The following is a 26,383-nucleotide window of genomic DNA, read 5'->3' as shown; positions in this document are numbered from 1 at the left end:
ATTGGCGTGCCGGATTTTTCTAGTCTTGATTGTTCGGGTCTTGTGTTGCGTATTTGCGGGATGAAAACTCGTCCTGGAGTTTTTGGTCCTGCTTGCCTTCCTTGTAGCGTTCACGGGTATCGTGACGCAGGGAAAGGGTGTCGATGGCTTTCAGACGCTTGTTTTCGGATTTCCAGTGCTCTTGCCCGGCGGCCGTGCTGCGTTCTGTCTGTTGAACGGCCAGGCTTTGCTGATTGATGGCATCGTCGATCCGGCTCAGGAAGTCCTGGTAGTTGCGCAAGGCCAGGCGGGTAATGCCTTGGGCGGTTGCATCGCGCAGGCGTTGTGCATACTCGTCGCGGTATTGCTCAAGCATCTGGAGCCGGCTTTTGGCGCTTTGTTCTGCTGCAATCAGCTGGCCGAGTTTGCGCGTCGCTTCATCGGTGCGCGTTTGCATCAACTCGAGCAGGGGTTGAAGAGAAAAAGGCTGGGCCATGGCTTGTTAGAACAGCGTGGCGAGCGCGCCCAGACTATGGGAAAAGTCGGATTGCTCGGTCAACTGCTGCTGAAGGAAGTTTTCCATCTTTGGATAATAGTTGATTGCCTGATCCAGTACAGGGTCGGAGCCCGGAGAATAGGCGCCGACGGAAATCAGGTCGCGCGAACGCTGATAGCGTGCAAACAGAACCTTGAAGCGCCGAATCTGGTCGAGATGTGCCGGTTCGATCAGGTTGACCATGGCCCGGCTGATCGATTGTTCGATATCGATGGCCGGGTAATGCCCGGCATCCGCCAGCGTTCGTGAAAGGACGATGTGGCCATCGAGAATGGCGCGAGCCGAGTCGGCGATGGGGTCTTGCTGGTCATCACCTTCGGCCAGCACCGTGTAGAAGGCGGTGATTGAGCCACCTCCCTCAGGGCCGTTGCCGGCTCGTTCAACGAGTTGTGGCAGGCGGGCAAAAACTGAAGGCGGATAACCTCGCGTCGCGGGGGGTTCGCCAATCGCCAGGGCAATTTCGCGTTGAGCCATGGCGTAGCGAGTCAGCGAATCCATGATCAACAGGACTTGCTTTCCCTGGTCGCGAAAATATTCGGCTACCGTCGTGGCATAGGCAGCACCTTGCAGGCGCATCAGCGGGCCGGTATCGGCCGGCGCGGCAACGACAACGGCTCGGCGCATGCCTTCGTCACCAAGAATCTGCTCGATGAATTCCTTGACCTCGCGGCCCCGCTCGCCAATCAGCCCGACCACAATCACTTCAGCTTCGGTGTAGCGGGCCATCATGCCAAGGAGTACCGATTTGCCGACGCCTGAACCGGCAAAAAGCCCCATCCGCTGACCGCGTCCTACGGTCAACAGTGCATTGATTGCCCGAATTCCGACATCGAGCGGCTGGTGAATGGCCGCGCGGGACATCGGGTTGACGGGTCGGCTTTGTAGCGACCTGGATTCGCGGGCAAGTAACGGACCTTTGTTGTCGAGTGGCCGACCGACCCCGTCGAGTACCCGTCCGAGCAATTCTTCGCCAACCGGCGCCTGTTTGGCCCGGTCGATGGAGCGCCGGTGCAGTGGCGGCTTGCCGCCTACTTGCGGCGGCGTCGAGGGCGTATCGAAGGCGACAACTTTGGCGCCAGGGGCAAGGCCATAGACATCGTCGGAGGGCATCAGATAAAGCTTTTCGCCGGCAAAGCCGACGACTTCGGCTTCGACCGGCGCCCCACCGAGCGGAAATATCTGGCAGGAACTTCCCAGCGGCAATTTCAGTCCGGTGGCTTCCATGACCAGACCGTTGATCCGGGTCAGTCGGCCGACCGGCCAAAGTGGCTGGGCGTTGCTTGCCGCAATCTGGCAGTTTTCAAGGAAGTTTTGCCAGCGCCCGGTGTGGTCGGGCAGTGTACTCATGGTTGCTTCAGCCATTCCGTGGGCTGCGTGCCGATCGCTTCCAGAACACGGCGCCAGCGGGTTTCGATCGTGGCATCAACTTCACTGGTGCCGGCCTTGATCTGGCAGCCACCCGGTGAAATTTCGGGATCTTCGATGATCTGGCTGCCTCCCTGGGTCAGCTGTTCGCCCAGGTGTTTGCGGATATTCGATGCGTCGACCGGGTTGAGGCGCAGGGTGATCTGGGCGTGATGCAAGGGTAGTGTATTGATCGCTTCGCGAATGACCGGAAGCAGGACTTCCGGATTGGCTTTTATCGCGCCGTGCGTCAGTTGTGCCGCCACTTCAAGGGCCAGCGCAAGAATGCTGTCTGCCAGTGTTTGATCCAGTGAACCGAGAGCCGATTCGATGTTGCCGATCAGCGTCTGAATCTGTGTGCTTTCTTCTCGCACAGCTTCCTGGCCGGCCTGCTCGCCGGCTTGCCGCCCTTCTTCGAAGCCGGCTGCGTAGCCCTCGGCCTTGGCTTCTTCGTGAATGAGGGCGATATCGTCAGGGTTGGGGGGCTGAAAAAGCTCCGCCGGCGTTTCGATGACAGGCGCCGGTGCAGCCGCCGGAGCGGCCTGCGTGACGCTTGGTTTCTGGTCGAATGAGCCGATTTGCCAGCGCTGATAGCTGGCCAGTTGTTCTTTTGGAATGATGCCGGACATGGTGACTTAAGCGATCAGACCATTTGCTCGCCACCGGCTCCACCAAGGACGATTTGTCCTTCGTCGGCCAGTCGGCGGACAACCTTGAGGATTTCCTTTTGTTCGGCTTCGACTTCGGAGAGGCGAACCGGACCTTTGGACTCCAGATCTTCGCGCAGCATTTCGGCGGCGCGTTGCGACATGTTCTTGAAAATCTTTTCGCGCAAGTCGGGAGAGGCGCCTTTCAGGGCGAGGATCAGCGAGTCGGACTGGACTTCGCGCAGGATGAGCTGGATCGAGCGATCATCGATGTCCATCAGGTTCTCGAAGACGAACATTTCGTCCAGAATCTTCTGGGCCAGGTCGGGATCGTATTCGCGAATGGCGTCGACCACGGAGGTTTCGTTGGCCGTGCCGATGAAGTTGAGAATTTCGGCGACGGTCCGCACGCCACCCATTGCCGTGCGCTTGACGCTGGCCGAGCCGGACAGGATCCGCATCATGGCCTCGTTCAATTCGCGCAGCGCGGCTGGCTGGATGCCTTCCAGCGTGGCAATACGCAGCACGACGTCGTTGCGCAGGCGCTCGGTGAAGTGGTTGAGAATTTCCGAAGAGTGATCGTGTTCAAGGTGCACCAGAATGGTCGCAATAATCTGCGGGTGCTCGTTCTTGATCAGGTCGGCAACCGTCGGAGCATCCATCCACTTGAGGCCTTCGATACCCGAAGTTTCGCCACTTTGCAGAATGCGAGAAATGAGGTTGGAGGCTTTGTCGTCGCCGAGCGCCTTGGTCAGTACCGAACGGATGTAGCTGTCGGTGTCGACGTGCACGGCCGCGCTGCTTTCGGCGGTTGTCAGAAACTCGTCGAGGACGGCTTCGACCTTGGCGCGCGGGACAGACTTGAGCGAGGCCATGGCATGCCCGAGTTTTTGTACTTCGCGCGGGCCGAGGTGCTTGAGCACTTCGGCCGCATGATCTTCGCCCAGTGCAATCAGCAGCGTGGCACTTTTTTCAAGTCCGTCATCAGCCGGCATTTGCGCCCATCCATTCCTTGATGATGTTGGCTACCGCCTTTGGATCTGCCTGGGCGATATCGCGTGTCTTCTGAACCTTGACGGCGTAGTGGTCGATGGCGACCACGTCTTCGCCATCTTCGCCGGTCACGATGATGTTGCCCAGCGCATCGGTAACCGTTTCGGCTGTCCCTCCGTCCTCTTCCTTGGGCGGCGGGAACATGGTCTTGAGCGATGGCTGGATGATCTTGAGGTAAAGCAGCGCCAGAATGCCACCGATGATCAGGTATTTGAAAATATCCTTGGCGTAGGAAATATTCTCCGGGTCCTTCCAGATCGGCAAGCTATGGTCGGCCGGTTCGGATGCGGTGAAGGGCGCGTTGGCGATCGATAGTGTGTCGCCGCGTTCCTTGCTGAAACCCATGGCCTCACGAACCAGTTCGTTGATTTGTTTCATTTCGGCTTCAGGGATCGCCTTGGTTGTTGGCTTGCCATCCTTGCCGACATCCTTGCGGTGGTTGACGACGACCGCCGTCGACAAACGTCGGATCGCTCCCATGGCTTGCTTGGTGTAACGAACTGTTTTATCGACTTCGTAGTTGATCGTCGAGTTTTTGCTGGTATTGATCGGTTGACCGGCGGCGTTGAGCGGCGCAGTAACCCCCGCTGCATCAACTTGCCCTTGCGGCGGCACCGGCTTGCCCGGTTGCGTCGGGGTCGTGCCGGTTGCCGGTTGGGTCAGTGGCGCGGTGGCAGGCACCGGCGGCTGATTGGTCAGTGCGCCGGGAACGCCGCCGGCAGCCTGGTTGACGCTGGCAGTTTCGTTTTTCTGCTGGCTGCGGATGCTGCTGGTTTCCGGCGTGTTGTTCGGACGGTAGCTTTCAGCCGTTTGCTCTGTCTGTGAAAAGTCGATATCGGCGGCAACCTGGACCTTGTAGTTTTCCGGGCCGAGTACCGGCTTGAGGATTTCCTCGATGCGCTTGATGATGCTGTCTTCAACTTCGCGGATGTATTTGTTTTGTGCCGGGTCGAGCCCGGCTTCGGTCAGCTTGCTCTTGAGTTGGGAGAGCAGGGCGCCGTTTTGATCGATGACCGTTACGTTGGCCATTGGCAGTTGCGGCACGCTGGAGGAAACGAGATGGGTGATGCCGGCCACCTGGCCGCCATCGAGTGTGCGGCCCGGGTAAAGATTGAGCATGACCGAGGCGGTCGGCTTTTGTTCGTCGCGGACAAAAACCGACGGCTTGGGAATCGCCAGGTGTACCCGTGCCGACTGGACTGAACCGATTGACATGATGGTGCGTGCCAGTTCGCCTTCCAGACCGCGCTGGTAATTGACCTGCTCGGCAAACTGGCTGATGCCGAATTTCTGGTTTTCCATCAGCTCGAAGCCGACCATGCCGCCCCGCGGCAAACCTTGTGAGGCCATCTTCAGGCGGATTTCATGCACCCGGTTGGCTGCAACCTGAATCGAGCCATTGTCGGACATGCGGTGTGGAATGTTTTGCTGTTCAAGCAGGGTGACGATGGCACCCCCGTCCTTCTCCGATAAATTCGAAAAAAGCACTTTCCAATCAGGTTGTTGGCTCCAGAGAACGGAACCGACAACAATGGCGACAATGGCGGCCAGGGCCACCATGAAACCAATTTTTTGCTGGATGCCAAGGCGATTGAAGGCCTCGCGCATGCGCTCCAGGGGATTGCCTGGGGGGGCGTTGCCTGCCGTCGTTTCTGTGGTTGCTGCCATCAATGCCTGGGTAAATTGCGGTGAAACAGAAGAAGAATCAATAGAGAAGCCAAATTTTCCTAGAAATATTCTACTATTATCAACGCCTAAACGACCCCCTTTTTTCAATGACCATTCCGCAGAGTGCTCCAGCCAGCCTTGTTGCAGACGCCAAGGCAGAGGAACTGCAACGTGCCTTTGCTGTTTTTAATCAGGTTTCTGCCGAGCTGACGCAGGCTTACGAGGCCTTGCAGACGCGAGTTGCCTCTCTGACGGAAGAACTGGCCGTGGCCAATGGCGAATTGCGGCGTCAGTATCAGGAAAAAGAGGCTTTGTCGGAGCGCTTGTCATCGCTGCTTGATGCTTTGCCTGCCGGCGTGGTCCTGCTTGATGCCAGCGCAACGGTTGCTGCGGTCAACCCGGTGGCGATGGGGCTTTTTGGTGCGTCGGTGATGGGGCAGCACTGGGGAGACGTGGCGCGCCAGCATCTGGAGCCGACAATGACGGTTGGCGAGTGGCTGTCCGGGGATTCCCGGCTTTCTGTCGCTGAAAGTGCGCTACCTTCCGCCGGGGGCAAAATCCTGCTGATTCATGATGTAACGGCGGCGCACCGGATGAAGACCGAACTGGAGCGGAATCAGCGCTTGGCGGCGATGGGCGAGATGGCTGCCTCTTTGGCCCACCAGTTGCGCACGCCGCTCGCTGCTGCCTTGCTCTATACCTCGAATCTGGGGCAGTCCGGCGTCAGTGATGAGGCGCGGTCGCGTTTCTCGGATAAGGCGACGGGGCAATTGCGGCGTCTCGAACGCTTGATTCAGGATGTGCTCCTTTTTGCCCGTGGCGAAAGTATCGGTCGTGATGTGATCCCGGCCGGAGATTTGTTGCTGGAGGCCGCGCAAACGGTCGAGCCCTTGATGCGCGAGCACCAGCTTGAGTTTGTCACGGTCGACGAGTGCGAACAGGCGATAATCGTTGGCGGAAGAAAAGCCTTGTTCGGCGCATTGGTGAATTTGCTCGAAAATGCCATGCAGGCGACCCCGGTGGGCGGCAAGATTTGCCTTTCCGGGATTCGGCGCGGCGACGTGCTGACTCTTTCCGTGCGTGATTCCGGGCCTGGTGTCTCCAAGGAAACGCAGGCACGTATTTTTGAACCGTTTTTTACGACCAAAGGGCAGGGAACGGGCTTGGGGCTGGCCATTGCGCTGGGTGTGGCGCGGGCACACGGTGGCGCGATTGAATTGTTTTCCGAACCGGGGTGCGGGGCGGAGTTCGTAATGAGTTTGCCGCTGATTTCGGCGGATATGGAAAAAAATCCTGATGAGTGAGCATCAATTTCCGATTTTGGTCGTTGAAGATGACCCCAGTTTGCGTGAGGCCATTGGCGATACGCTGGAACTGGCCGGGCGTTCCTATATTGCCGTAGAGGGCGGAGCGGAAGCGCTCAAGGTGTTGGCCGAGAAGGCTGTGTCGATTGTCGTCAGCGATGTGCGGATGATGCCGATGGACGGCATTGCGCTGCTCAAGGAAATTCGGGCGCGCTTGCCGCATTTGCCGGTTGTCTTGATGACAGCCTACGCCGAGGTTGAAAAGGCGGTCGATGCGATGCGCTCCGGTGCCTGTGACTTCCTGCTCAAGCCTTTCGAACCCCAGGCTTTGCTGGCTCATATCAAAAAATACGAGTTGCCGGATACCGGGCAGTCCGCCGGGGTTGTCGCGGTCGACCCGGCTAGCCGGGAGCTTTTTACCATGGCTCAGCGGGTTGCTCAAACCGATGCCACGGTGCTGTTGACCGGGGAATCGGGGGTTGGCAAGGAGGTTGTGGCACGTTTCATTCATCGACAGTCTGCACGACACGCCGGGCCTTTCGTGGCGATCAACTGTGCCGCGATTCCCGACAGTCTCCTGGAGGCTACGCTGTTCGGTTATGAAAAAGGCGCTTTCACAGGGGCGCAGCAGGCACAGGCCGGCAAGTTCGAACAGGCGCAGGATGGCACCCTGCTGCTCGATGAAGTGACTGAGATGCCGATGGGCTTGCAGGCCAAGCTGTTGCGCGTGCTGCAGGAGCGAGAAGTCGAGCGGGTTGGCGGGAAAAAGCCGGTTGCCTTGAATATCCGGATTGTCGCGACGTCGAACCGGGACATGGCTGAAGCTGTTGCGAAAGGCGTTTTTCGTGAGGATCTGTATTACCGGCTAAGTGTTTTTCCGGTCCAGATCCCTGCCTTGCGCGAGCGTCGCGAAGATATCGTACCGATTGCCCGCAGTTTTGTCGTAGAGCATGGCGGTCGTCTTGGCCGGGTTGGCGTCTCTCTTTCCGCTGCGGCCGAGCTTTCCTTGCAGGCGCATGCCTGGCCCGGCAACGTCCGGGAGTTGGAAAACGTTATTCAACGTGCCTTGATCATGGCGCCGGGCAAGGAAATTTTGCCGGAGCACTTGCGGCTTGCGCCTCGCCCCTCTGCCGAGCTGCCGGTGGCGCCTGTGCTCGCCACGCCGGATTTTTCTTCTGTGCCACCTGATTCAGCTATTCAGGATGCGGAAAAAAGAGTCGATAATATGCGTGACTTGGAGCGAGAGCATATTCTTCGGACGCTGACTGAAGTGGGCGGCTCACGTAAATTGACCATCGAGCGCCTGGGGATTTCCGAAAGGACCTTGCGCTACAAGTTGCAGCAGTACCGGGATGAAGGTTTTTTCAAGGATTGACGGCCTCCTGGCCTGATGTTTGCTTTGGATTAACCGGGATTAAAGGAGCGTCTTATGGACACGCAAGGTATCGAACAAATGTTGAATGTGTTGCGGACAACCGCATCACAGGCTACGGGCAAACCGGCGGAAACGACGGCAGCCACCGGTACGTCCAGTTTTGCTTCCGTGCTGCAAAATTCCATCGACAAGGTTAGCCAGACACAAACCCAGGCTGATCAGATGGCGGAAAAACTTGCCGCCGGCGACACCAACCAGAATCTTCACGAAGTCATGATTGCGTTGCAGACGGCCAGTGTTTCTTTTCAGGAAATGGTGCAGGTACGGAACAAGCTGGTCAGTGCCTACCAGGACGTAATGAACATGCAGGTCTGAGCCTGCATGTTTTTCAGGATAGCCCGGATTCCCGGGCTTTTCTTTCGCGCTCCATGCGCGTGATGTAGCGCTGAATCTGCGCCAGGCGGGTACCCGGCAAACTGGTAAATTCGCAGCCAATTCGCAAGTAAGGCAGTCCGCCGCGTGTTTCTTGCTGGCTGACCTTGCGAACGCACAAATTCACGGCAATAAATCCGTCACCTGGAATTTCAAGACGACAATCCGGGAAAATGCTGCCCGGTGAGAATGAATCGCTCTGTTCGATCTTGCCCATCAGGCTGATGCCACCACCACTGATGTCGAGCAGGGAAAGATTGAAGACTTCGGTTGTGTTGTCTTCGCGCAGCCTGGCCAGTTTGCAATGCAGCGGCAGGGCGTGAGGTGTTTCAAGCCGGAAATATTCGCGCCGCTGCAGGCGCAGCATGGTTGCAGGGAGTGGAATCCCCAGCGCGTCACGTCCGTTGATGTTGCCGGCGTATTGATTGGTCACGCGCAACTGGATCGTGACCTTGTCCAGAATCGCGGTCAGCGTCAGTTCCGGCGAGCGCTCTGTCAGGCGTCGAATTTCATCGGAGTTGGCCAGGTCAAGGAAAGTGTGGCCCGTTGCTTCGTCGACCGCGAGAATCGTGCTGATAAAAAATTTTCGGCCGCCATCAACGTAGATGGTGATGATGGCATGTTGTTTCTCGAGCGATCGCAGGTAGGAGGTTATTTCCACCGGCCGGTTGAGGAGAAACTGGCCGTAGGTTTCGGGCCGGTCAATTTCAAAAACGGGGGCGCTGGAATCCTGATCAATAGTCATGGGTTATCTTTGTTTTCAAGGCGATACAGCCAGGCAAGAAGTTCGGCAACGGCAAGGTAAAGTTCGGCGGGAATAGATTGGTCAATATCAACCTGAGTCAATAAGGCAACCATCTCCGGGGATTCATGTACATATACCCCGGATTCCCGAGCCTTGGCAATAATCTGTTCGGCAACCAGGCCGCGTCCCTTGGCGACAACGCGAGGAGCGGCATCGGCTTGACCGTAGGCGAGGGCAATCGCCTCGCGCACATGCTCAAGGTGTGATTTCGCCATGGGTGACTGTAAATTTGTTGAGTTGTAGCCCGGATGCTTCCAGGGCGCTGCCGAGTTGCTTGGCGGCAGCACGAAGTGTGGCTTCGCTTGAGTCGTTATCCGTGGTCAGCGTCAGTTCAAGGCTTCCCGTGTTCCCCAGGCGCAAGCGTGCTTCTATGCCGCCCAGGTTCGGCAGCTCAAGTTTGAGCCGGGTTTGCCAGCGGGCCGGGGTTTCGTCGATCTCTGAGCGCGGTCGACCGTCGTCTTCGGTAATTTCCCAGTGCATGGGTTGCCCCGGCCAGACTTGTCCCTGCCAGACATAGGTTTGGGTGGCGAGGGCATTCAGTTGCTGCTGGACGATAGGGGTGAGCTCTGGATGAATGGCCGTTGTGCGCTGGCTGGTCGGTTGCTCGGTGGGTTGTAGCGTGCTGGCGGTCTTTGGCTCGGTGTTGCTGGTGACTGCCGTTTTTGCTGCGGCTTCTGCTTGAGATGGATTGGCGGGCGGTGATTCAGCCTGCGTTTTTTGCAAGGCCCCTTCCGATAGATGGACGTGAGCGGCAATATCTGCCGAGTCAGCATGGACGGAAGAGGGGGCGGCATTGGTCGGTGCCGGAATCAGGGTTGAAAGTTTCCCTTGGGGTTCTTGTAGCAGGTTGGCTGTGCTCAGCTTGCCTTCGAGCCATTGCGCCTGGTGCGCCTCGTAGAACATGCCGCTTTTGCTCAGCGACTCCTTGAGTGCGGGAAGAAGCTCGCCGGCTTGTCCTGAGAAGTGGGTGACCAGTGGTTGATTGGCATTCAGGGCGGCAGGTTTGGCCTGCCCGCCTTGCTGTTCCACTTTGCCGAGCAGTTCGCCAATCAAATTGCCAGTCTTGCTCAGACTGGTTGAAACCGAATTATTGCCCTTGCCGCCTGCCTCGCTCGCTGTTTTATTGCCCACCACCGCCAGGGTGAGTTTGCCGTCGTTTTCTACGACTTCGAGTTCAATCGTGTCGCCCGCTTTGGCCGAAAATGGCAGGGCCAGTGTCAGATCGCGCTGGGCGATGACGGCTCGGTAAGTCCCGTTTGGCAGCAGGCTTTGGATTTCAGCCATGATCCGCTGTCCAACAGAGAATTCGCTGAGGACATCGGCTACTTTTTGGGCGGCAGGTGCGGGTTGTACCGGCGCAGGAAGGTCTTGGGTAACCTGCCGCAGGCGACTGGCTAGATCGGCGGGGATCATCGTGTAGTGACCTGGTCGGCCGTGGGTGAAAGGCGGGTAACTACTTTAATATGAATTGACGAATCTGGTCCCGCCATTCGGTGGCGTCTTCCAGAATTCCTTTATCCGAGTGCTGGATGCTTTCGCAGATAACCCGGATTTTTTGCCGGTCCACGGATGATGGTGCCGGGTAATTGCCGTCCTGGTGATTCCTGATCATCTCGCTACGTGCCGCAATCAGCAGTTCGAGCTTGTCCCAGTCGCCATCTTCCCGGGTTGAAAGCATCGTCTGCGATATTTCCTGCAGCTTTTCGAAAAAAGCGAGAAGCGATTTTTCTGCCACGGTTGCTTAGCCTGGCAAATGACGTTCTTCGGCCGGGATTTGCCGCCAGGCAGAATGAATTTCTTCAAGTAATTCAAGAACTTCGTCGAGAATTGACTTGTCGTTTTTCATGTTGGCGTGCAGCAGCCGAACGGTCATGTATTCATACAGGCTGGCCAGCTGGTCGGCCAGATCGCCGCCTTGCTCAAGATCCAGGCTGGCTTTCAGACCATTGGTGATGATGTCGATGGCTTTCGAAATCGCACTGCCTCGTGCCTCGATTTGCTTGTTCTCCATCGCGGAGCGTGCAAGCAGGATTGCATCTCTGGCACCTTCAAACAGCAACAGGATCAGTTTGTACGGATCCGCTGTCTGGACGGATGTTTCCAGTCCAACCTGAGAATAGGCACCAGCGCTACGTTGTCCAAAGCCAAACACGAAATGTCACTCACAGTCTTGTTGATTGAAGCTCTCCTGGAGCAGTCACGGAACCCCTGTGTAAAGGCCGATTCCGCGGGCTGCTCAAGGTCTCCCCAGTTATAACGGATTCAAGTCCGCCAACTTGAGAGCATGTTACTACTCAATCAAGGCTTACTGGCGGAGCAGGGACAGAACGTTGTTGGGGACCGAGTTGGCTTGTGCCAGCATGGCCGTGCCTGCTTGCTGGAGAATTTGCGCACGGGTCAAGCGAGCGGTTTCCTCGGCATAGTCGGCATCCATGATCCGGCTGCGCGATGCTTCCTGATTTTCCCTGGATACCTGCAACTGGGAAACTACGGCGTCGAGACGACTTTGCGCGCCACCCAGGTTTGCACGTTGCGTATTGACGGTGTTCATGGCTGCATCGATGGCAGTCAGCACATCGTTGGCATTGGCGACGTTGCAAATGTTGGAGCCGGTCTGGGCAATCGACGCGGCAGTAAAATTGCCGATTTGAATGTCGATTGTTTGTCCGACATTGGCGCCCACCTGGAATGTTTGCGTTCCAGACCCGTTGAACATCTGTAAGCCGTTGAATTCTGTTTGCGATGCAACGCGCGCTACTTCCGAACTGAGCTGCTGAAACTCGGCATTGAGATTCTCACGGTCGCTGGCGGTATAGGTGCCGTTGGCGGCCTGTACGGCGAGTTCGCGCATGCGCTGCAGCGCTTCATTGATCTTTGCCACGCCGCCTTCTGCCGTCTGGACAAACGAAACTGCATCGTTGGCGTTCCGGATGGCCATGCCCATGCCGCGGGACTGGGCTTCGAGTCGGGTTGCGATAGCCAGCCCGGCTGCGTCATCCTTGGCGGAATTGACTCGCAGACCCGAAGACAGGCGATTCAGGGCGACAGCCAGTGAACCTTGCGATGTGTTGAGGTTGCGCTGAGCGGTCAGCGAGGGGATATTGGTGTTAATGATTTGAGGCATGGCACTCCTCCTGCAAAAGTTAGCTGGACGATCCTTTTACTGATCGATCGTTGAACTAACTAAAGCATTAAGCGTGCCAGCTTTTTTTGCCGTAGAAACAAAAACGGCGCACAAGACGCCGTTTTTGTTTCTACGAGGTTTTTGCGGTCAACTACATTTTTGCAATCTGTTGCGTCAGGAATGTGCTGGTGGTTTGCATGCCTGAAATCATCGTGTCGAGTGAAGAAAAGCGGGCTCTGTACCGTTTCTCGATTGAGGTTAGCCGGTTGTTGAGCATTTCTTTCTGGTTGTCGAGCAACTTGATCGAGTCTTTCAGGCCCGTTGTTCGGGCGCTGATCACCCCGTTGGTGTCTGTCAGTGTCGTAACCAGCGTATTAACCGCTTTGCCGTAGCCGTCCATCATGCTTTGCAGGCCGCTGAAATTAGTGTCGACAGCTTTCTGGAATTTTGTGGCGTCGACCGACATGACACCGCTTGAGTCAATGCTGATGCCTGCATCGGCAAGCTGTGTGAGGGCGCCTGTCACGCCGCTTGGTACGGTACGCAGTGCTTCGCGCATCTGGCGGTCGATCGAACGTGCGGTCGAGTCTCCGGTTAGCGCGCTGGCGGTTGATGCGGCATCCGTCGACGTTGATAGTGTCGTACTGGGGTTCGCTGCGGTGTTCTTGGCGATGGTGCTGTGCAGGTCGTTGTAGACCTTCACGAAATCGTCGGCGACTTTCTTGATGCCGGTTGAGTCGCGTGCAATGGTCACTGTCGCTGGCGTACCGGCATTTTCCTTGGTCAGCTTGAGGGTTACGCCGGGAATTGCGTCAACAACCGTATTGGAGCTGAAAGACAAATCGACGTTGTCCAGCTTGACCTGGGCATTCTGGGCTGCTTGGACTTGTGTCAGGTTATTGCCGCCCGAGGTAAAGGAAAGCTGGGACAGGCCCGGGGTCGTGTTGCTCAGGGCGTTGTATGCATCGGTATTGTTGCCGTCGTTGTCGGTGACCGCAATCGAGATCGTATTGCTTGCCCCGGTTTCCTTGCTGGTCAGGACCAGGCGTGCGCCGCTTGTATCGGTCAGGATGTTGGCGCGTACCGATGTGTTGGTGCTGCTGGCATTGATGGCATCCCGGATGCCGGCCAGCGTATTGTTCGTGCTGTCGATCGTGACCGAGAAGCTGTTGCTGCCGTTGGAGATTGCGAGCGAGCCTGTCCCCATCGTTTCGCTGGCACCGGCTACCCGGCTCGATAGCGAGTGTGCTTTGGCAAGCTGGGAGATTTCCAGGGCGTATGTCCCGGATGAGGCGCTGGTTCCGCTGGTTGCCGATGCGACCGTGGCATCCGAGACCGTCGAGGTCAGAAGGTTGGTCTTGGTCGAATAGAACGCATTGGCCGCTGTTTTCAGCGTTGCCAGGGCGCTGCTGATCGCGCCGTAGGCCGAGATCTTTGCGTTATAGCCAGCGGTTCGTGTTGTCAGGCGAGTCAGTGGCAGTTTCTCGACGGCCATCAGCTTGGTTACGATGCTTTCCGCATCCAAGCCGCTACCTACGCCGAGTGATGAAATGCTAGCCATGTCAGTTCCTTACAACAAGAAGTGCCTTCTTAATAGCAGGAATTATGCCTGTTGTTTGACCAGCAGTCCCTGCAGTTTGTCCAGAGCCTTGGCGATCTGCAGCATGTCTTCCGAAGGGAATTGCCGGATCAGTTCCTTGGTGCTGCGGTCGACGACCTTGACGACCGTTTTTCCAAGATCTTCATCAATCGAGAAAAGAATGTCCTGGTTTTTGGTGTTGACGAAATTCTGGACATCATCAACGGCTTTCTTGACGTCTTCTTTCTGAATTTCGCGGACGGATTTCTTGGTTTCCGGCGTTGGTGCGAGTTCGGCTGTCTTTTCGGCTTCGGCGCGCTGGGCTGCGGCGGCAGCCTGGCGTTGGACTTGGTCGCCTGGCGGCGGAGATGCGTATGCAGCCGGATTTCCGCCGCTGATGCTTTGAATGGCCATGATGGGATTCCTTTCTTGGGCCGGTGGAGCGGCAGGTTAAATTGCCGCTCCGGATGGCTGACCGGTAAAAACTGCCGGTTAGCGGAGCAGGCTGAGCACGTTGTTCGGCAAGGAGTTGGCCTGGGCCAGCATTGCGGTCCCTGCTTGTTGCAGAATCTGGGCGCGGGTCAGGCGGGCGGTTTCTTCGGCAAAGTCGGCATCCATGATGCGGCTGCGGGCGCCTTCCTGGTTTTCACGGGCGACTTGGAGTTGGGAGACGACAGATTCGAAGCGACTCTGGGCGCCGCCAATGTTGGCGCGCTGGGTGTTGATCGTATTCATTGCCGTGTCGATGGCATCGATCATCGAGGTGGCGGAGCCGGCCGAGCAAATATTCGAACCGACCATCGTGAACGACGCATTGGTCAGGGCACTGATGTTGATGTCGATGGTCTGGCCGGTATTGGCGCCGACCTGGAAGGTTTGTTGGCCGAGCGTGCCGGTGAACATGGCAATACCGTTGAATTCGGTTTGCGAGGCAACGCGTTGAATTTCGCTGGCCAGCTGGCCAAATTCAGCATTCAGATTTTCGCGGTCGCTGGCGGTGTAGGTGCCGTTGGCAGACTGGACAGCCAGTTCGCGCATGCGATTGAGCGATTCGGTGATCTTTGAAACGCCACCTTCTGCTGTTTGCAGGAAAGAGAGGGCGTCGTTGGAGTTGCGAATGGCGACACTCATGCCGCGAGACTGGGCTTCCAGGCGCGTTGCAATCGCGATGCCGGCGGCGTCGTCTTTTGCTGAGTTCACACGCAGGCCGGAGGACAGACGAGCCAGTGCAGTACTCAGGGTGCCCTGGGAGGCGTTCAGATTGCGCTGAGCGGTCAGGGAGGGAATGTTGGTGTTAATGACTTGAGGCATTTCGATTCTCCTTGATGCAACTGAGTGTCGGTCAGTGGGTCAGGCTTTTATTCCGCGACCCCATGAGTCAATTACGGATGCATCGAAAGAAACTTGAGCCTTTTTTTGAGTCGACCGGAAAATGAATGCCTTGAATGCAAATACGGCAGCCGAGGCTGCCGTATCAATCAACGATTTGTTGTGTCAGTTACTTAGCGGAGCAGGCTGAGCACGTTGTTCGGCAGGGAGTTGGCCTGGGCCAGCATGGCGGTCCCTGCTTGCTGCAGAATCTGGGCGCGAGTCAGGCGGGCGGTTTCTTCGGCAAAGTCGGCATCCATGATGCGGCTGCGGGCGCCTTCCTGGTTTTCACGGGCGACTTGCAGTTGGGAGACGACGGATTCGAAGCGGCTCTGAGCGCCACCCAGCGTTGCACGCAGGGTATTCACGCCATCCAGCGCATCATCGATTGCATCGATAACGTTGGTTGCCGAGCTGGCGGTGGTGATATTCGAGGTGTCCAGCGTGATCGATGCAACAGAAAGCGTGCTGATGCTGACGTCGATGGTCTGCCCGGTATTGGCGCCAACCTGGAAAACCTGGCTGCCGCTGCCGTTGAACATCTGCAGGCCGTTGAATTCGGTTTGTGAGGCAACGCGCCCGATTTCGCTGGCCAATTGCTTGAATTCAGCGTCGAGATTGGTACGGTCACCGGAGGTGTAGGTGCCGTTGGCAGACTGGACGGCCAGTTCGCGCATCCGGTTCAGGGCTTCGGTAATCTTGGAGACGCCGCCTTCAGCTGTTTGCAGGAAGGAGAGAGCGTCGTTCGAGTTGCGGATGGCAACGCTCATGCCGCGGGATTGTGCTTCCAGGCGGGTTGCAATGGCGATGCCGGCAGCGTCATCCTTGGCGGAGTTGACGCGCAGACCGGAGGACAGGCGGGAAAGCGCCGTGCCCAGTGCGCCTTGCGATGCATTCAGATTGCGCTGGGCGGTCAGCGAAGGAATGTTTGTGTTGATTACTTGGGGCATTTTGACTCTCCTTGATGCATCTGGGTGTTGGTTGCCGGGTCGCAGCATTGGTTGCCTGACCCCTTGAGTCAATTACGGGTTGCTTCCGGAAAACTTGAGCCCTGCCCGATGAAAAATTTGTCTAATTTTCCTTGCTGGGCAAGGGATGGCCGGTTTTCTACCTGCAAATGAATACGGCAGCCGAAGCTGCCGTATCAATCAACGATTTGTTGTGTCAGTTGCTTAGCGGAGCAGGCTGAGCACGTTGTTCGGCAGGGAGTTGGCCTGGGCCAGCATGGCCGTACCTGCTTGTTGCAGAATCTGGGCACGGGTCAGGCGGGCGGTTTCTTCGGCAAAGTCGGCGTCCATGATGCGGCTGCGAGCACCTTCCTGATTCTCACGGGCCACTTGCAGTTGGGAAACAACCGACTCGAAGCGGCTTTGTGCTCCACCGAGCGTGGCGCGCAAGGTGTTGACCAAATTCATTGCGTTATCGATCGCGGTGAGGGCGTCGTTGGCATTTGCGGCATTGGTAATATCTTCAGCCGAAATCGTGAAAGTGGATGTTGTCAGATTGTCGATGCTGACATCAATCGTTTGGCCAGTGTTGGCACCAACCTGGAAGGTCTGGCTGCCACTGCCGTTGAACATCTGCAGACCGTTGAATTCGGTTTGCGATGCGACGCGGCCAATTTCGCTGACCAGTTGACCAAATTCAGCTTGCAGATTGGCGCGGTCGCCGGAGGTGTAGGTGCCGTTGGCGGATTGAACAGCTAGTTCGCGCATCCGGTTCAGGGCTTCAGTAATCTTGGAAACGCCGCCTTCTGCCGTTTGCAGGAAAGAGAGTGCGTCGTTGGAGTTGCGGATGGCAACGCTCATGCCGCGGGATTGTGCTTCCAGGCGGGTTGCAATGGCGATGCCGGCAGCGTCATCCTTGGCGGAGTTGACGCGCAGGCCGGAAGACAGGCGGGAAAGCGCCGTGCTCAGCGTGCCTTGCGAAGCATTCAAATTGCGCTGGGCGGTCAGCGAAGGAATATTGGTATTGATTACTTGGGGCATTTTGATTCTCCTTGCAGCAAATGAGATGTGACCGCCGGTTTTTTGAAGCTATTCCGTGATCCCTTGAGTCAATTACGGGCAATCAAGAATAAACTTGAGGGCAATTTGGAATTTTTGGTAGGTGTAGATGAAACCTGAACTTCTTGGTCAGTCGGGCGGACTGAAAATCCCCGCGCGCGAAGATGATGCCGTTCTCGCCGAGCTCTTCGATGAACTGGCTACCTTGCAGTCGGACGAGCCGGCATTTTGTGCGCGAGCCGATATGCTGGCCCTGGGTTTTCGTTACAAGGGGGAAACGGCGCGATCGATCGCTATTTACCAATATGCTTTGCGCTATTACCCGGATCACTCGGGCATTCTGACCAATTTTTCGGGGGTTTTGCTGAGTCTTGGTCTGCGCGATGAGGCCTTGCCCATTCTGCTCAAGGTGGTCGATCAGGAGCCGGAATGTTTGGGGGCCTGGGATAACCTGGCGGAAGCAGCCTATCGCTACGGTCGACTCGATGAAGCCGAGATGTTTGCCCGTCACGCATTGGAAATCGATCCGGGAGATTACGTTGCCTGGAACCATCTGGCCGGTATCTACAAGGACCGGGGGCGTCTGCTCGAGGCTGTGAGTTATTTCCAGAAGGGGATTCTCGCCTCGCCTGCCAACCCGATGATTTACAGCAATCTCGTGTTTACCTCGATTTATTGCGGTCAAGGCTGGATGCCCGACTACACCGCCGAAACGGCGCGCAATTTCGATCGTGTACATGCCCGTCGCTACTGGCGTGACGACTGGGGGCACGAAAATACCCCCGAGCCGGAACGTCCGCTACGCATTGGTTTCATTTCACCGGACCTGCGCCGTCATGCCGTGGCTTATTTTGTCGAGCCCTTGTGGCAGAACCTGGATCGCAAGCAATTTCATCTGGTCGCTTATTACAACCAGGCAACCCGCGATCGGGTGACGGACCGGATGGAAGCCCTGGCCGATGAGTGGCGCCCGGTAGTTGGCCTGAGTGACGATCAACTGGCGGCCCAGATCAGGGAGGACAAGATTGATATTCTGGTCGATCTGGCTGGGCATACCGCCGGTAACCGCCTCCTGGCTTTTGCCCGGAAGCCGGCGCCGGTTCAGCTGACCTGGCTGGGCTATCCATCCACGACAGGTTTGCGTGCGATGGATTGGTTGCTGACCGATGCATCGCTCGACCCACCTGGCTTGACGGAGCACCTGCTGGTCGAAAAACCGTGGCGCATGAAAGACGTTTTCTGTGTCTATCGTCCCCATGATGGCAGCCCGGAGCCGATTGACCATCCGCCGGTTGATGATAACGGCTACATCACTTTCGGTTGCTTCAATAATTTTGCCAAGGTGACACCGCAGGTGATCGCCTTGTGGTGCCAGATACTGGTCAAGGTGCCCACAGCTCGTCTGCTGCTGGAGGCAAACGCGCTCGAAGATCCCTCTTTCGCCAACGATGTGCGCAACCGTTTTGCCGAGGGCGGGGTTGATCCGGCGCGCCTTGAATTGCTGGGGCGTCGTCCGGAGCATCAGTATCACTTGTACAACCGGATCGATATTGCGCTTGATCCATTCCCCTGCAACGGCGGAACCACCACATTCGATACCTTGTGGATGGGGGTGCCGCTCGTTTCACTTGAAGGCGGCCACATGATGGCCCGGATGGGTGGGGATCTGCTGCGCCATGCCGGTCTGGATGAACTGGTTGTTTCCAATGAAGATGATTACGCCTCGGTGGCGATCCAGTTGGCGAACGATTGGCCCCGCCTCCGGCATCTACGTGACGGGCTGAGGGATCGTGTCCGGCAAAGCCCCTTGATGGATGCCGCTCTTTTTTCGCGCAATTTCGAGGATGCAATGCGCGGCATGTGGCGTGAATGGTGTGCTCAACGCAAAGCCCCTGTTACCTGATGGCTGGAATGGTCTTTGCTAGCCAGAATCATCCTGAAATTCTACCTTGATTAGAACGGTCACCTATTTATGGTTAACGACGCAGAAGCCCTCATTGCCGAAGGATTGGAACATCACCGGGCGGGACGCCAAGATGCCGCTGAGCGCTGTTATCACGCCGCCATCGAAGCCAATCCCGCATGTGCCGACGCCTGGCATCTGCTGGCTCTGCTGGCCCGTGAAATTTCAATGCTCGATGTGGCGTTGGAACTGGTCGGTCAAGCCATTGAATTGGCCCCGGAAATTGCGCTGTTTCGGGTGACATTGGGCGATATTCTGCGTGACCTGAAGGATACGGAGGGCGCAGAGGGCGCTTACAAGGCCGCACTGGATGCCAAGCCGGATAGTTTCGAGGCGATGACCGGGCTTGGGCTGCTTTACCGCGCCCAGAATTTGCCGGGCGATGCGTTGCCCTATATGGTCGGTGCCTTGGCGCTTCGTCCCCAGTCACCCGAGGCGCTGAGCAACCTGGGGGTCGTGCTCGAGTTGCAAGGCCATCTGGATGGTGCGATCGAGTGTTACCGCAAGTCCCTGGCGCTGGCGCCCAGCAGTCTGACTTTCCTGACCAATCTGGGGTCGGCCCTGGTTTTGAGAGGCGATTTCGAAGAGGGGGCGGCATTCCTCAAGCAAGGGATTGCCCTGGCGCCTGAAGATATCGACATCCGCCTGAGTTTCTGCCGTCTGCTGCGCCGTCAGGAAAAATTCGATGAAGCGCTGGTGGTGCTTGATCAGGCGCTTGCCGATTTCTCGGCAACCAGCGATCTCCTGCTTGAACGCGGCTTGCTGTTGATCCGGATGGATCAGCTGAAAGACGCAGAAACGGCGCTGATCGAGTCGGGCAAGATTCACCCGCGCCCCGAAGTCAGTGTCGCGTTGGGCACCGTCGCCCAGTTGCAAGGTGACCCGGAACGGGCGATTCGCATGTGCCGCCAGGCGATCGGGATGAAGGACGACTATCTCCCGGCCTGGGGTTCGTTGGCCCGGACTTTCCTGCTGGTGCACAAGATGCAGGATGCCGAATCCTGTTTCCGGAAAGTGCTTGAACTGGATCCGGATGATGCGGTTGCCCACAAGTTGCTGGCGACGACCTTGAGCGGCCTGGGGCGTGCCGAGGCGGCGCTGGTCGAGTTTGAAAAAGCGAAAGCGCTGGACCCCGATATTTCCGGTCTGGGCTATGAGTACGGTTTGTGCCTGCACAAGGCCGGCCGGACGGAGGAGGGGAAAAAGGTGCTGCAGGCCATCCTCGACAACAATCCAGAGGAGGCCGATCTGGTCGGCGCGGCAACCAATATCGCGATGATCTACAAGGACATGGGCGATATGCCCAAAGGCCTTGAGTATCAGCATCAGGCGGTATCGATTGCCAAGTATCACAGCAACCTGATTTTTTCGATGATGTATGCCTCACACGTTGCCCCCGAGGAAATCATTACCGAGGCTCAGAAATTCGAGGCCATGCACTGCCAGGCGCTTATCCCGGTCGACGGGGTAAAACTGGCCAATTCGCCCGATCCGAAGCGAAAAATCCGGGTCGGTTTTGTCTCGGCCGATCTGCGCGATCATGCCGTTGCCTATTTTGTCGAACCGGTCTGGCAGGAACTCGATCGCGAGCGTTTCGAGATTTATGCCTACTACAGTCATTTCGCCACCGACCATGTCACCCGCCGCCTGAAACAACTGGTCACGCGCTGGCGCGGCGTCGGGGCAATGAGCGATGAAGCGCTTTGCCAGCAGATTCGTGACGATCAGGTCGATATCCTGGTCGACCTGAGTGGTCACACCGCGGGTAACCGCCTGCTTACCTTCGCCCGTCGCGCTGCGCCCGTGCAGTTCGGCTGGCTGGGACATCCGGCAACGACCGGCGTCAAGCAGATGGATTATCTGCTGACCAATGCCTACGCCGAGCCGGTCGGCATGACCGAGCATCTGAGCAGTGAGACGCTGTGGCGTCTGCCGGAAAGCTACTGCGTCTATCGTCCGGGCCAGAACAGTCCGGAAGTCGTCGAAGTGGCACCCTGTGTCGAACGGGGCTACATCACCTTCGGTTGCTTCAACAATCTGGCCAAGGTGACCGAGGATGTGATCCGGGTCTGGAGCAAGGTGCTGCTTGCCGTACCGGATTCCCGTTTGATGCTGGAATGGACCACTTTCAGCGATCCGGCCCTGTGCGACGAGTTCGCCAGCCGCTTCGCACGTTTCGGTGTGGGCCGCGAGCGCCTTGAACTGGTGCCGCGCCGCAAGGAAAACCAGTACAAGCTTTACAACCAGATCGACATCGCGCTTGATCCCTTCCCGTGCAACGGCGGTACGACCGGTTTCGACACCATCTGGATGGGCGTGCCTTATGTCACGCTGGCCGGGCATCACCTGATGTCGCGCATGGGCGTGATGATCCTGTCGAATGTCGGCCTGGACTCGCTGATTGCCGCGAACGAAGATGAATACGTCGGTCTGGCCGTCAAGCTGGCCGAGGATCGTGAGCGCCTGTTCGCCCTGCGCCAGGGCTTGCGCGACAAGATGCTGACTAGCCCGTTGATGGATGCACCGCGTTTCGCGCGCCACTTCGAAGCGGCGTTGAGCGGCATGTGGCAGCACTGGTGTGATCAGCAAAACGAGGTCAAGCAATCATGAAAGCAGTCATTCTTGCCGGCGGCCTGGGCACCCGGATTTCCGAAGAGTCCCACCTGCGCCCGAAACCGATGATCGAGATCGGCGGCAAGCCGATTCTCTGGCACATCATGAAAATGTACTCCAGCCACGGGATCAACGAGTTCATCATCTGCCTCGGCTATCGCGGCTATGTGATCAAGGAGTACTTCGCCAATTACTTCCTGCATTCGTCCGATGTCACTTTCGACATGCGTGGCAATCGCATGGAAGTGCACGAAGAACACGCCGAACCCTGGCGTGTCACGCTGGTCGATACCGGGCAGGAAACGATGACCGGCGGCCGTCTGCGCCGGGTGCGCAAATATCTCGATGACAGCGAAGATTTCTGCTTTACCTATGGTGACGGCGTTGCCACGGTCGACATCTCCAAAGCGATCGAATTCCACCGGGAACATGGCCGTCTGGCGACGGTGACGGCGGTTTTGCCGCCCGGTCGTTATGGTGCGCTCGAACTGACCGGCAACCGGGTCAGCGGCTTCCGCGAGAAGCCCCCGGGCGATGGCGGCTGGATCAATGGCGGTTTCTTCGTGCTGTCGCCCAAGGTGATTGATTACATCGACAACGACGCGATGCCCTGGGAGCAGGAGCCGATGAACCGCCTGGCCAGCGAAGGCCAGCTGGAGGCTTATTACCATTCCGGCTTCTGGCAGGCGATGGATACCTTGCGCGAAAAGAATCTGCTCGAAGAGCTCTGGGCCTCCGGCGAGGCGCCATGGAAAGTCTGGAATGCCTGAACTCTGGCGCGGTCCGACGGCTGACTTCTGGCGCGGCAAGCGTGTCCTGCTGACTGGGCATACCGGCTTCAAGGGCAGCTGGCTGGCCTTGTGGCTCTCCGATATGGGCGCCGAAGTGGCCGGTCTGGCACTGCCGCCTGATCACGCCGGGCAATTGTTCGCTGCGGCAGGAATTGCCGGGCGATTGCAGCATCACGTCGTCGATCTGCGCGATGCGGGTGGTGTCGAGCGGGTGATGGCCGATTTTCGGCCGGAAATCGTGCTCCATCTCGCAGCCCAGGCGCTGGTCCGCAAGAGCTACCGCGAGCCGGCCGAGACTTTCGCGGTCAACGTCACCGGAACAATGAATTTGCTCGAAGCCTGCCGCAAGGTCGATAGCGTCCGGGCGGTTGTCGTTGTGACGAGCGACAAGTGCTACCTGAACCGCGAATGGACCTGGGGCTATCGTGAGGACGAGGCGCTCGGTGGCGAGGATCCGTACAGCGCGAGCAAGGCGGCGACCGAACTGCTGGCCCATTGCTGGCGCAGTTCCTTCTTGCGCGGGCAGGGTGTGGCGCTGGCCACGGTACGGGCCGGCAATGTGATTGGTGGTGGCGACTGGTCCGAGGATCGGCTGGTGCCGGATGCGATGCGCGCCTTTGCGGCCGGTCAGCCGCTGACCTTGCGCAACCCGTCGGCAACGCGGCCGTGGCAGCATGTGCTGGAGCCGCTCTCCGGCTATCTTCGGGTGGCCGAAGGTTTGTTCGCCGGCGAGGCGATTGCCGAAGCGTGGAATTTCGGGCCGGATGAGTCCGGCGTGCGCAGTGTCGGTGAAGTGTCGGCCACGATGGCCGAGCTTTGGGGGCGGGCAGCCGAAGTTCGCCATCAGGTCGATCCGAATGCGCCGCACGAAGCCGGGCTGCTTAGTCTGACCTCTGCCAAGGCGCGTCAGCATCTCGGCTGGCGTCCGCAATGGAGCGTCGATCAGGCGCTGGCTTGCACGGTCGACTGGTACAAACAGGCCGAAAATGCGCCGGTTGCGGGAGTGCTTGAACTGACTTTGGGGCAGATCGCGGCGTACCGGAATTTGCTTGGGGGCGATTGTGGAGTTCATTGACACGCCGATTCCCGGCCTGCGTCTGGTCAGGCTGGCGCCGATCCGCGATGAGCGCGGTTACTTCTCGCGTATTTACTGTCAGGAAAAATTTGCCGCGGCAGGTTTTCCCGATCCCGTTTTACAGTCAAATCAGTCGTTGACCGTGGCAAAAGGAACGGTGCGCGGCATGCATTTCCAGCTTGCCCCGCATGCCGAAATCAAGTTCGTGCGCTGCGTCAGCGGCCGGATCTGGGATGTCGCGGTCGACATCCGTGAAGGCTCGAAAACCTGGGGCCAGTGGTTCGCCCAGGAACTGACGCCGGACAACTTCATGATGATGCTGATTCCCGAAGGTTTCGCCCACGGCTTCCAGGCGCTCGAAGACAATTCCTCGCTGCTTTACATGGTGTCCAAGCCGTATTGCGCAGCCGCCGAGCGCGGCCTGCGTTTCGACGATCCGGCACTCGCTATCGACTGGCCTTTGCCGCCGGTTGGCGTGTCGCCGCGCGACCTTGTTCATCCCTTGTTGAAACCATGATCCTGATTGCCCCCAGCGCCCGTGTTTCCAAATTGGCCGATATCGAAGATTCGGTACGTGGGACAAAAATCATCATCGGCGAAGAGGTGGTGATCGACGCCTTCGTCAAGATCAAGCCGGTCGGCGGGACCGGCGATGTCGAAATTGGGCGCGGCAGCTTCATCAATTCCGGCTGCGTCATCTATTCCGGCAACGGTGTGCGCATTGGTGAGGATTGCGCGATTGCGGCCAACTGTACTTTTGCTTCGACCAATCATGAATATGCCAGTCGCGATCTGACGATCAAGGCCCAGCGTTTCCGCCCGAGCAAGGGTGGCATCATTCTCGAAGACGATGTCTGGATCGGGGCCAATTGCGTGCTGCTCGATGGCGCCATCCTGCGCCGTGGTTGCGTCATTGGTGCCGGTTCAGTGGTGCGCGGCGACGTGCCGGCTTATTCGATCAACGTCGGCAATCCCTTGCGTTTGACCGGTTGGCGCGGCGAATGAAACCGGCCCTGAACACCGTCCTTGGCGCGACCGGTTTTGTCGGCTCCAGCCTGGTTGCCCATCTTGAGCGGCAGAATGAGCCGGTCTGGGCGCCGGTACGGGGCGATGAGGCGATTTTCGAGCAGCCGCTCGGGGATGTGTATTACTGCATTGGCATGACGTCGGATTTCCGCGAGCATCCTTTCGAGACAGTCGAGGCGCATGTCGGCTATCTCGCCCGCGTGCTGAGCAAGGCTCGCTTCGATCGGCTGATTTACCTGTCGAGCACCCGTGTTTACGGCGATTACGGCGGCACGGCCGAGGATGCTTCGATGATCATCCAGCCACGCCCGATGAGCGACCTCTACAACCTCTCCAAACTGCTCGGCGAGAGTCTGTGCTTCAACGCCCGGCGCCCCGGCGTCAAGGTGGTCCGGATGTCGAATGTGTATGGCCCGGACTTCAGTTCGCGCAACTTCTTTGCCAGCCTGATTCTCGAAGGGCTGGAGCGCGGGGCGATCGAACTGGGGACCGCCGCCGATTCGGGCAAGGACTACATCCACGTGGCCGATGTGGTGCCGATGCTGGTGGCGATGCTGCGTGATGGGCAACACGACCTGTACAACCTGGCGAGCGGCCGGAATGTGGCCAATGGTGCCTTGGTTGAAGCAATCGCCAGTGTTCTGAATGTGCCCTGGTCGGTGCGCCCGGGCGCACCGGTCTTTGATTTTCCGGCGATCGATGTGCGTCGCCTGCACGCTGAATTTTCTTTTAATCCGCGCTCGGCTCTGGATGATGTTCCCGAACTGTGCGCCCTTTATGCCGAGTCCCTGCAATGAGCGATCTGAAACTGGCGGAATACATCCTGCAACACGTCAGGAACGGTGGGCGGATCATCGAGGCGCTTAACCATATCGCGCCGGTAACGACCGGAGGCGAACGCTATGATACGGCGGTGGTCGGGCCGTTTGCCATGCCGTGGAAGCACGACAGCATGTTCAACATGATCTACGCCCAGGCCAATGCCATCGAGCGCGGCGCCTGGGGCGCCTACGGTGTTGAACCACGGGCCTACATCCTGCTGAAAATGGCTGAGCTGGCCTTGCAATGTCCGGCCGGAGATTTCGTCGAGTGCGGTGTTTTTCGTGGCGGCACGGCCTTCCTCGCCGCAGACGTGTTCGCCAAGGCTGGCGCACAGGGGCGGTTTCACTTGTTCGACACTTTTGCCGGCGTACCGGATGCCGATCTGACCAACGAGGAAAAAGCGGCGCGTATCGGTGGCAGTTTCGACGATGTGTCGGTCGATGAAACCCGTGCGAATCTCGAACGATTTGCCGACTTCGTCGAATTTCATCCCGGTTTCGTGCCCGACACCTTTGCCGATGCCAGCGTTGGCCAGGTGCGTTATGCCCACATCGATATCAACACCGGGCAGGCGACGCTGGCTTGTCTCGAATACCTGGTGCCGCGCCTGGTCGATGGTGCGGTGGTCGTGCTCGACGATTACGGCTGGCCGGCTTATGTCGACTGCAAGCTGGTGACCGACGAGTATTTTGCCGAACAGGGCTTGCCGGGCGTTATTCCACTGCATACCGGGCAAGCCATCTATATTCACCGCAGCAACGCCGAACGCTATCTGAATTTTTGATTGATCACG

General features: G+C 58.0%; 27 protein-coding genes. 11 read left to right on the top strand and 16 right to left on the bottom strand.

Annotation, left to right across the window (positions count from 1 at the left end; genetic code table 11):
* Positions 1 to 19: 19 nt before the first annotated feature.
* From fliJ to fliF, 5 genes are read right to left on the bottom strand one after another with little or no spacing between them, the layout of a single operon-like run.
* The gene (gene fliJ, locus KI614_RS12260) at positions 20 to 475 is read right to left on the bottom strand and encodes a flagellar export protein FliJ (protein WP_226406001.1); all 456 of its coding nucleotides are present in this window, start codon (positions 473 to 475) and stop codon (positions 20 to 22) included.
* A gap of 6 nt (positions 476 to 481) precedes the next feature.
* Entirely contained in the window at positions 482 to 1,882 is a 1,401-nt protein-coding gene (gene fliI / locus KI614_RS12255; RefSeq protein WP_226406000.1) for a flagellar protein export ATPase FliI, read from the bottom strand.
* Positions 1,879 to 2,568, bottom strand: coding sequence for a flagellar assembly protein FliH (locus tag KI614_RS12250; protein ID WP_226405999.1), 690 nt, complete (start codon positions 2,566 to 2,568; stop codon positions 1,879 to 1,881). Before KI614_RS12250 ends, fliI begins: the two co-directional genes overlap by 4 nt.
* 14 nt (positions 2,569 to 2,582) lie before the next feature.
* The gene (fliG, locus tag KI614_RS12245) at positions 2,583 to 3,581 is read right to left on the bottom strand and encodes a flagellar motor switch protein FliG (RefSeq protein WP_226405998.1); all 999 of its coding nucleotides are present in this window, start codon (positions 3,579 to 3,581) and stop codon (positions 2,583 to 2,585) included.
* On the bottom strand, positions 3,571 to 5,307 hold the full coding sequence (gene fliF / locus KI614_RS12240; RefSeq protein ID WP_226405997.1) for a flagellar basal-body MS-ring/collar protein FliF: 1,737 nt from the start codon (positions 5,305 to 5,307) through the stop codon (positions 3,571 to 3,573). The genes fliG and fliF overlap by 11 nt, the downstream gene beginning before the upstream one ends.
* Positions 5,308 to 5,414: 107 nt before the next feature.
* On the opposite strand from fliF, the gene KI614_RS12235 reads away from it, so the two are divergent.
* From KI614_RS12235 to fliE, 3 genes are read left to right on the top strand one after another with little or no spacing between them, the layout of a single operon-like run.
* Positions 5,415 to 6,611: a sensor histidine kinase gene (locus KI614_RS12235; protein WP_226405996.1), complete on the top strand. Its 1,197-nt coding sequence runs from the start codon at positions 5,415 to 5,417 to the stop codon at positions 6,609 to 6,611.
* A complete protein-coding gene (locus KI614_RS12230) occupies positions 6,604 to 7,986 on the top strand; it encodes a sigma-54-dependent transcriptional regulator (protein ID WP_226405995.1) in 1,383 nt (460 codons plus the stop codon). The genes KI614_RS12235 and KI614_RS12230 overlap by 8 nt, the downstream gene beginning before the upstream one ends.
* Positions 7,987 to 8,040: 54 nt before the next feature.
* On the top strand, positions 8,041 to 8,361 hold the full coding sequence (fliE, locus tag KI614_RS12225; protein WP_203467315.1) for a flagellar hook-basal body complex protein FliE: 321 nt from the start codon (positions 8,041 to 8,043) through the stop codon (positions 8,359 to 8,361).
* Between the two features lie 13 nt (positions 8,362 to 8,374).
* On the opposite strand, the gene KI614_RS12220 is transcribed toward fliE, so the two are convergent.
* From KI614_RS12220 to KI614_RS12170, 11 genes are all read right to left on the bottom strand, one after another.
* Complete coding sequence (locus tag KI614_RS12220) at positions 8,375 to 9,163, bottom strand: flagellar brake protein (protein WP_226405994.1); 789 nt, start codon at positions 9,161 to 9,163, stop codon at positions 8,375 to 8,377.
* Complete coding sequence (locus tag KI614_RS12215) at positions 9,160 to 9,438, bottom strand: EscU/YscU/HrcU family type III secretion system export apparatus switch protein (RefSeq protein ID WP_203467313.1); 279 nt, start codon at positions 9,436 to 9,438, stop codon at positions 9,160 to 9,162. Before KI614_RS12215 ends, KI614_RS12220 begins: the two co-directional genes overlap by 4 nt.
* Positions 9,419 to 10,507, bottom strand: coding sequence for a flagellar hook-length control protein FliK (locus tag KI614_RS12210; RefSeq protein WP_226405993.1), 1,089 nt, complete (start codon positions 10,505 to 10,507; stop codon positions 9,419 to 9,421). The genes KI614_RS12215 and KI614_RS12210 overlap by 20 nt, the downstream gene beginning before the upstream one ends.
* Before the next feature lie 169 nt (positions 10,508 to 10,676).
* Positions 10,677 to 10,958 carry a hypothetical protein gene (locus KI614_RS12205; RefSeq protein WP_226405992.1) on the bottom strand — a complete coding sequence of 94 codons (282 nt, stop codon included), beginning with the start codon at positions 10,956 to 10,958 and terminating at the stop codon, positions 10,677 to 10,679.
* A 6-nt stretch (positions 10,959 to 10,964) separates the two neighbouring features.
* Positions 10,965 to 11,375, bottom strand: a complete 411-nt coding sequence (gene fliS / locus KI614_RS12200) for a flagellar export chaperone FliS (RefSeq protein WP_203467310.1) — start codon at positions 11,373 to 11,375, stop codon at positions 10,965 to 10,967.
* A 153-nt stretch (positions 11,376 to 11,528) separates the two neighbouring features.
* Positions 11,529 to 12,347: a flagellin gene (locus KI614_RS12195; RefSeq protein ID WP_226405991.1), complete on the bottom strand. Its 819-nt coding sequence runs from the start codon at positions 12,345 to 12,347 to the stop codon at positions 11,529 to 11,531.
* A gap of 151 nt (positions 12,348 to 12,498) precedes the next feature.
* Positions 12,499 to 13,908, bottom strand: a complete 1,410-nt coding sequence (gene fliD, locus KI614_RS12190; RefSeq protein WP_226405990.1) for a flagellar filament capping protein FliD — start codon at positions 13,906 to 13,908, stop codon at positions 12,499 to 12,501.
* Between the two features lie 42 nt (positions 13,909 to 13,950).
* Complete coding sequence (locus KI614_RS12185) at positions 13,951 to 14,340, bottom strand: flagellar protein FlaG (protein ID WP_226405989.1); 390 nt, start codon at positions 14,338 to 14,340, stop codon at positions 13,951 to 13,953.
* Between the two features lie 78 nt (positions 14,341 to 14,418).
* Positions 14,419 to 15,237 carry a flagellin gene (locus tag KI614_RS12180; protein WP_226405988.1) on the bottom strand — a complete coding sequence of 273 codons (819 nt, stop codon included), beginning with the start codon at positions 15,235 to 15,237 and terminating at the stop codon, positions 14,419 to 14,421.
* Between the two features lie 191 nt (positions 15,238 to 15,428).
* Positions 15,429 to 16,244, bottom strand: a complete 816-nt coding sequence (locus tag KI614_RS12175) for a flagellin (RefSeq protein WP_226405987.1) — start codon at positions 16,242 to 16,244, stop codon at positions 15,429 to 15,431.
* 222 nt (positions 16,245 to 16,466) lie between these two features.
* On the bottom strand, positions 16,467 to 17,282 hold the full coding sequence (locus KI614_RS12170; RefSeq protein WP_226405986.1) for a flagellin: 816 nt from the start codon (positions 17,280 to 17,282) through the stop codon (positions 16,467 to 16,469).
* 127 nt (positions 17,283 to 17,409) lie between these two features.
* Between KI614_RS12170 and KI614_RS12165 the strand changes: the two genes are divergently transcribed.
* From KI614_RS12165 to KI614_RS12130, 8 genes are all read left to right on the top strand, one after another.
* Positions 17,410 to 19,203 carry a tetratricopeptide repeat protein gene (locus KI614_RS12165; RefSeq protein ID WP_226405985.1) on the top strand — a complete coding sequence of 598 codons (1,794 nt, stop codon included), beginning with the start codon at positions 17,410 to 17,412 and terminating at the stop codon, positions 19,201 to 19,203.
* Positions 19,204 to 19,272: 69 nt separating this feature from the next.
* Positions 19,273 to 21,873: a tetratricopeptide repeat protein gene (locus KI614_RS12160; protein ID WP_226405984.1), complete on the top strand. Its 2,601-nt coding sequence runs from the start codon at positions 19,273 to 19,275 to the stop codon at positions 21,871 to 21,873.
* A complete protein-coding gene (rfbF, locus tag KI614_RS12155) occupies positions 21,870 to 22,646 on the top strand; it encodes a glucose-1-phosphate cytidylyltransferase (RefSeq protein WP_226405983.1) in 777 nt (258 codons plus the stop codon). Before KI614_RS12160 ends, rfbF begins: the two co-directional genes overlap by 4 nt.
* Positions 22,639 to 23,742 carry a CDP-glucose 4,6-dehydratase gene (rfbG, locus tag KI614_RS12150; RefSeq protein WP_226405982.1) on the top strand — a complete coding sequence of 368 codons (1,104 nt, stop codon included), beginning with the start codon at positions 22,639 to 22,641 and terminating at the stop codon, positions 23,740 to 23,742. The genes rfbF and rfbG overlap by 8 nt, the downstream gene beginning before the upstream one ends.
* Positions 23,729 to 24,259 carry a dTDP-4-dehydrorhamnose 3,5-epimerase gene (gene rfbC / locus KI614_RS12145; RefSeq protein WP_226405981.1) on the top strand — a complete coding sequence of 177 codons (531 nt, stop codon included), beginning with the start codon at positions 23,729 to 23,731 and terminating at the stop codon, positions 24,257 to 24,259. Before rfbG ends, rfbC begins: the two co-directional genes overlap by 14 nt.
* Positions 24,256 to 24,747 carry an acyltransferase gene (locus tag KI614_RS12140; RefSeq protein WP_226405980.1) on the top strand — a complete coding sequence of 164 codons (492 nt, stop codon included), beginning with the start codon at positions 24,256 to 24,258 and terminating at the stop codon, positions 24,745 to 24,747. The genes rfbC and KI614_RS12140 overlap by 4 nt, the downstream gene beginning before the upstream one ends.
* Positions 24,744 to 25,565, top strand: a complete 822-nt coding sequence (locus tag KI614_RS12135) for an NAD-dependent epimerase/dehydratase family protein (protein WP_226405979.1) — start codon at positions 24,744 to 24,746, stop codon at positions 25,563 to 25,565. Before KI614_RS12140 ends, KI614_RS12135 begins: the two co-directional genes overlap by 4 nt.
* Complete coding sequence (locus tag KI614_RS12130; RefSeq protein ID WP_226405978.1) at positions 25,562 to 26,374, top strand: TylF/MycF/NovP-related O-methyltransferase; 813 nt, start codon at positions 25,562 to 25,564, stop codon at positions 26,372 to 26,374. The genes KI614_RS12135 and KI614_RS12130 overlap by 4 nt, the downstream gene beginning before the upstream one ends.
* Positions 26,375 to 26,383 lie beyond the last annotated feature (9 nt).

Source organism: Dechloromonas denitrificans (genome assembly GCF_020510665.1).
GTDB lineage: Bacteria > Pseudomonadota > Gammaproteobacteria > Burkholderiales > Rhodocyclaceae > Azonexus > Azonexus denitrificans_B.
The sequence above is the reverse complement of the archived record's forward strand: the minus strand, read 5'-3'. Positions and strand labels throughout refer to the sequence as shown.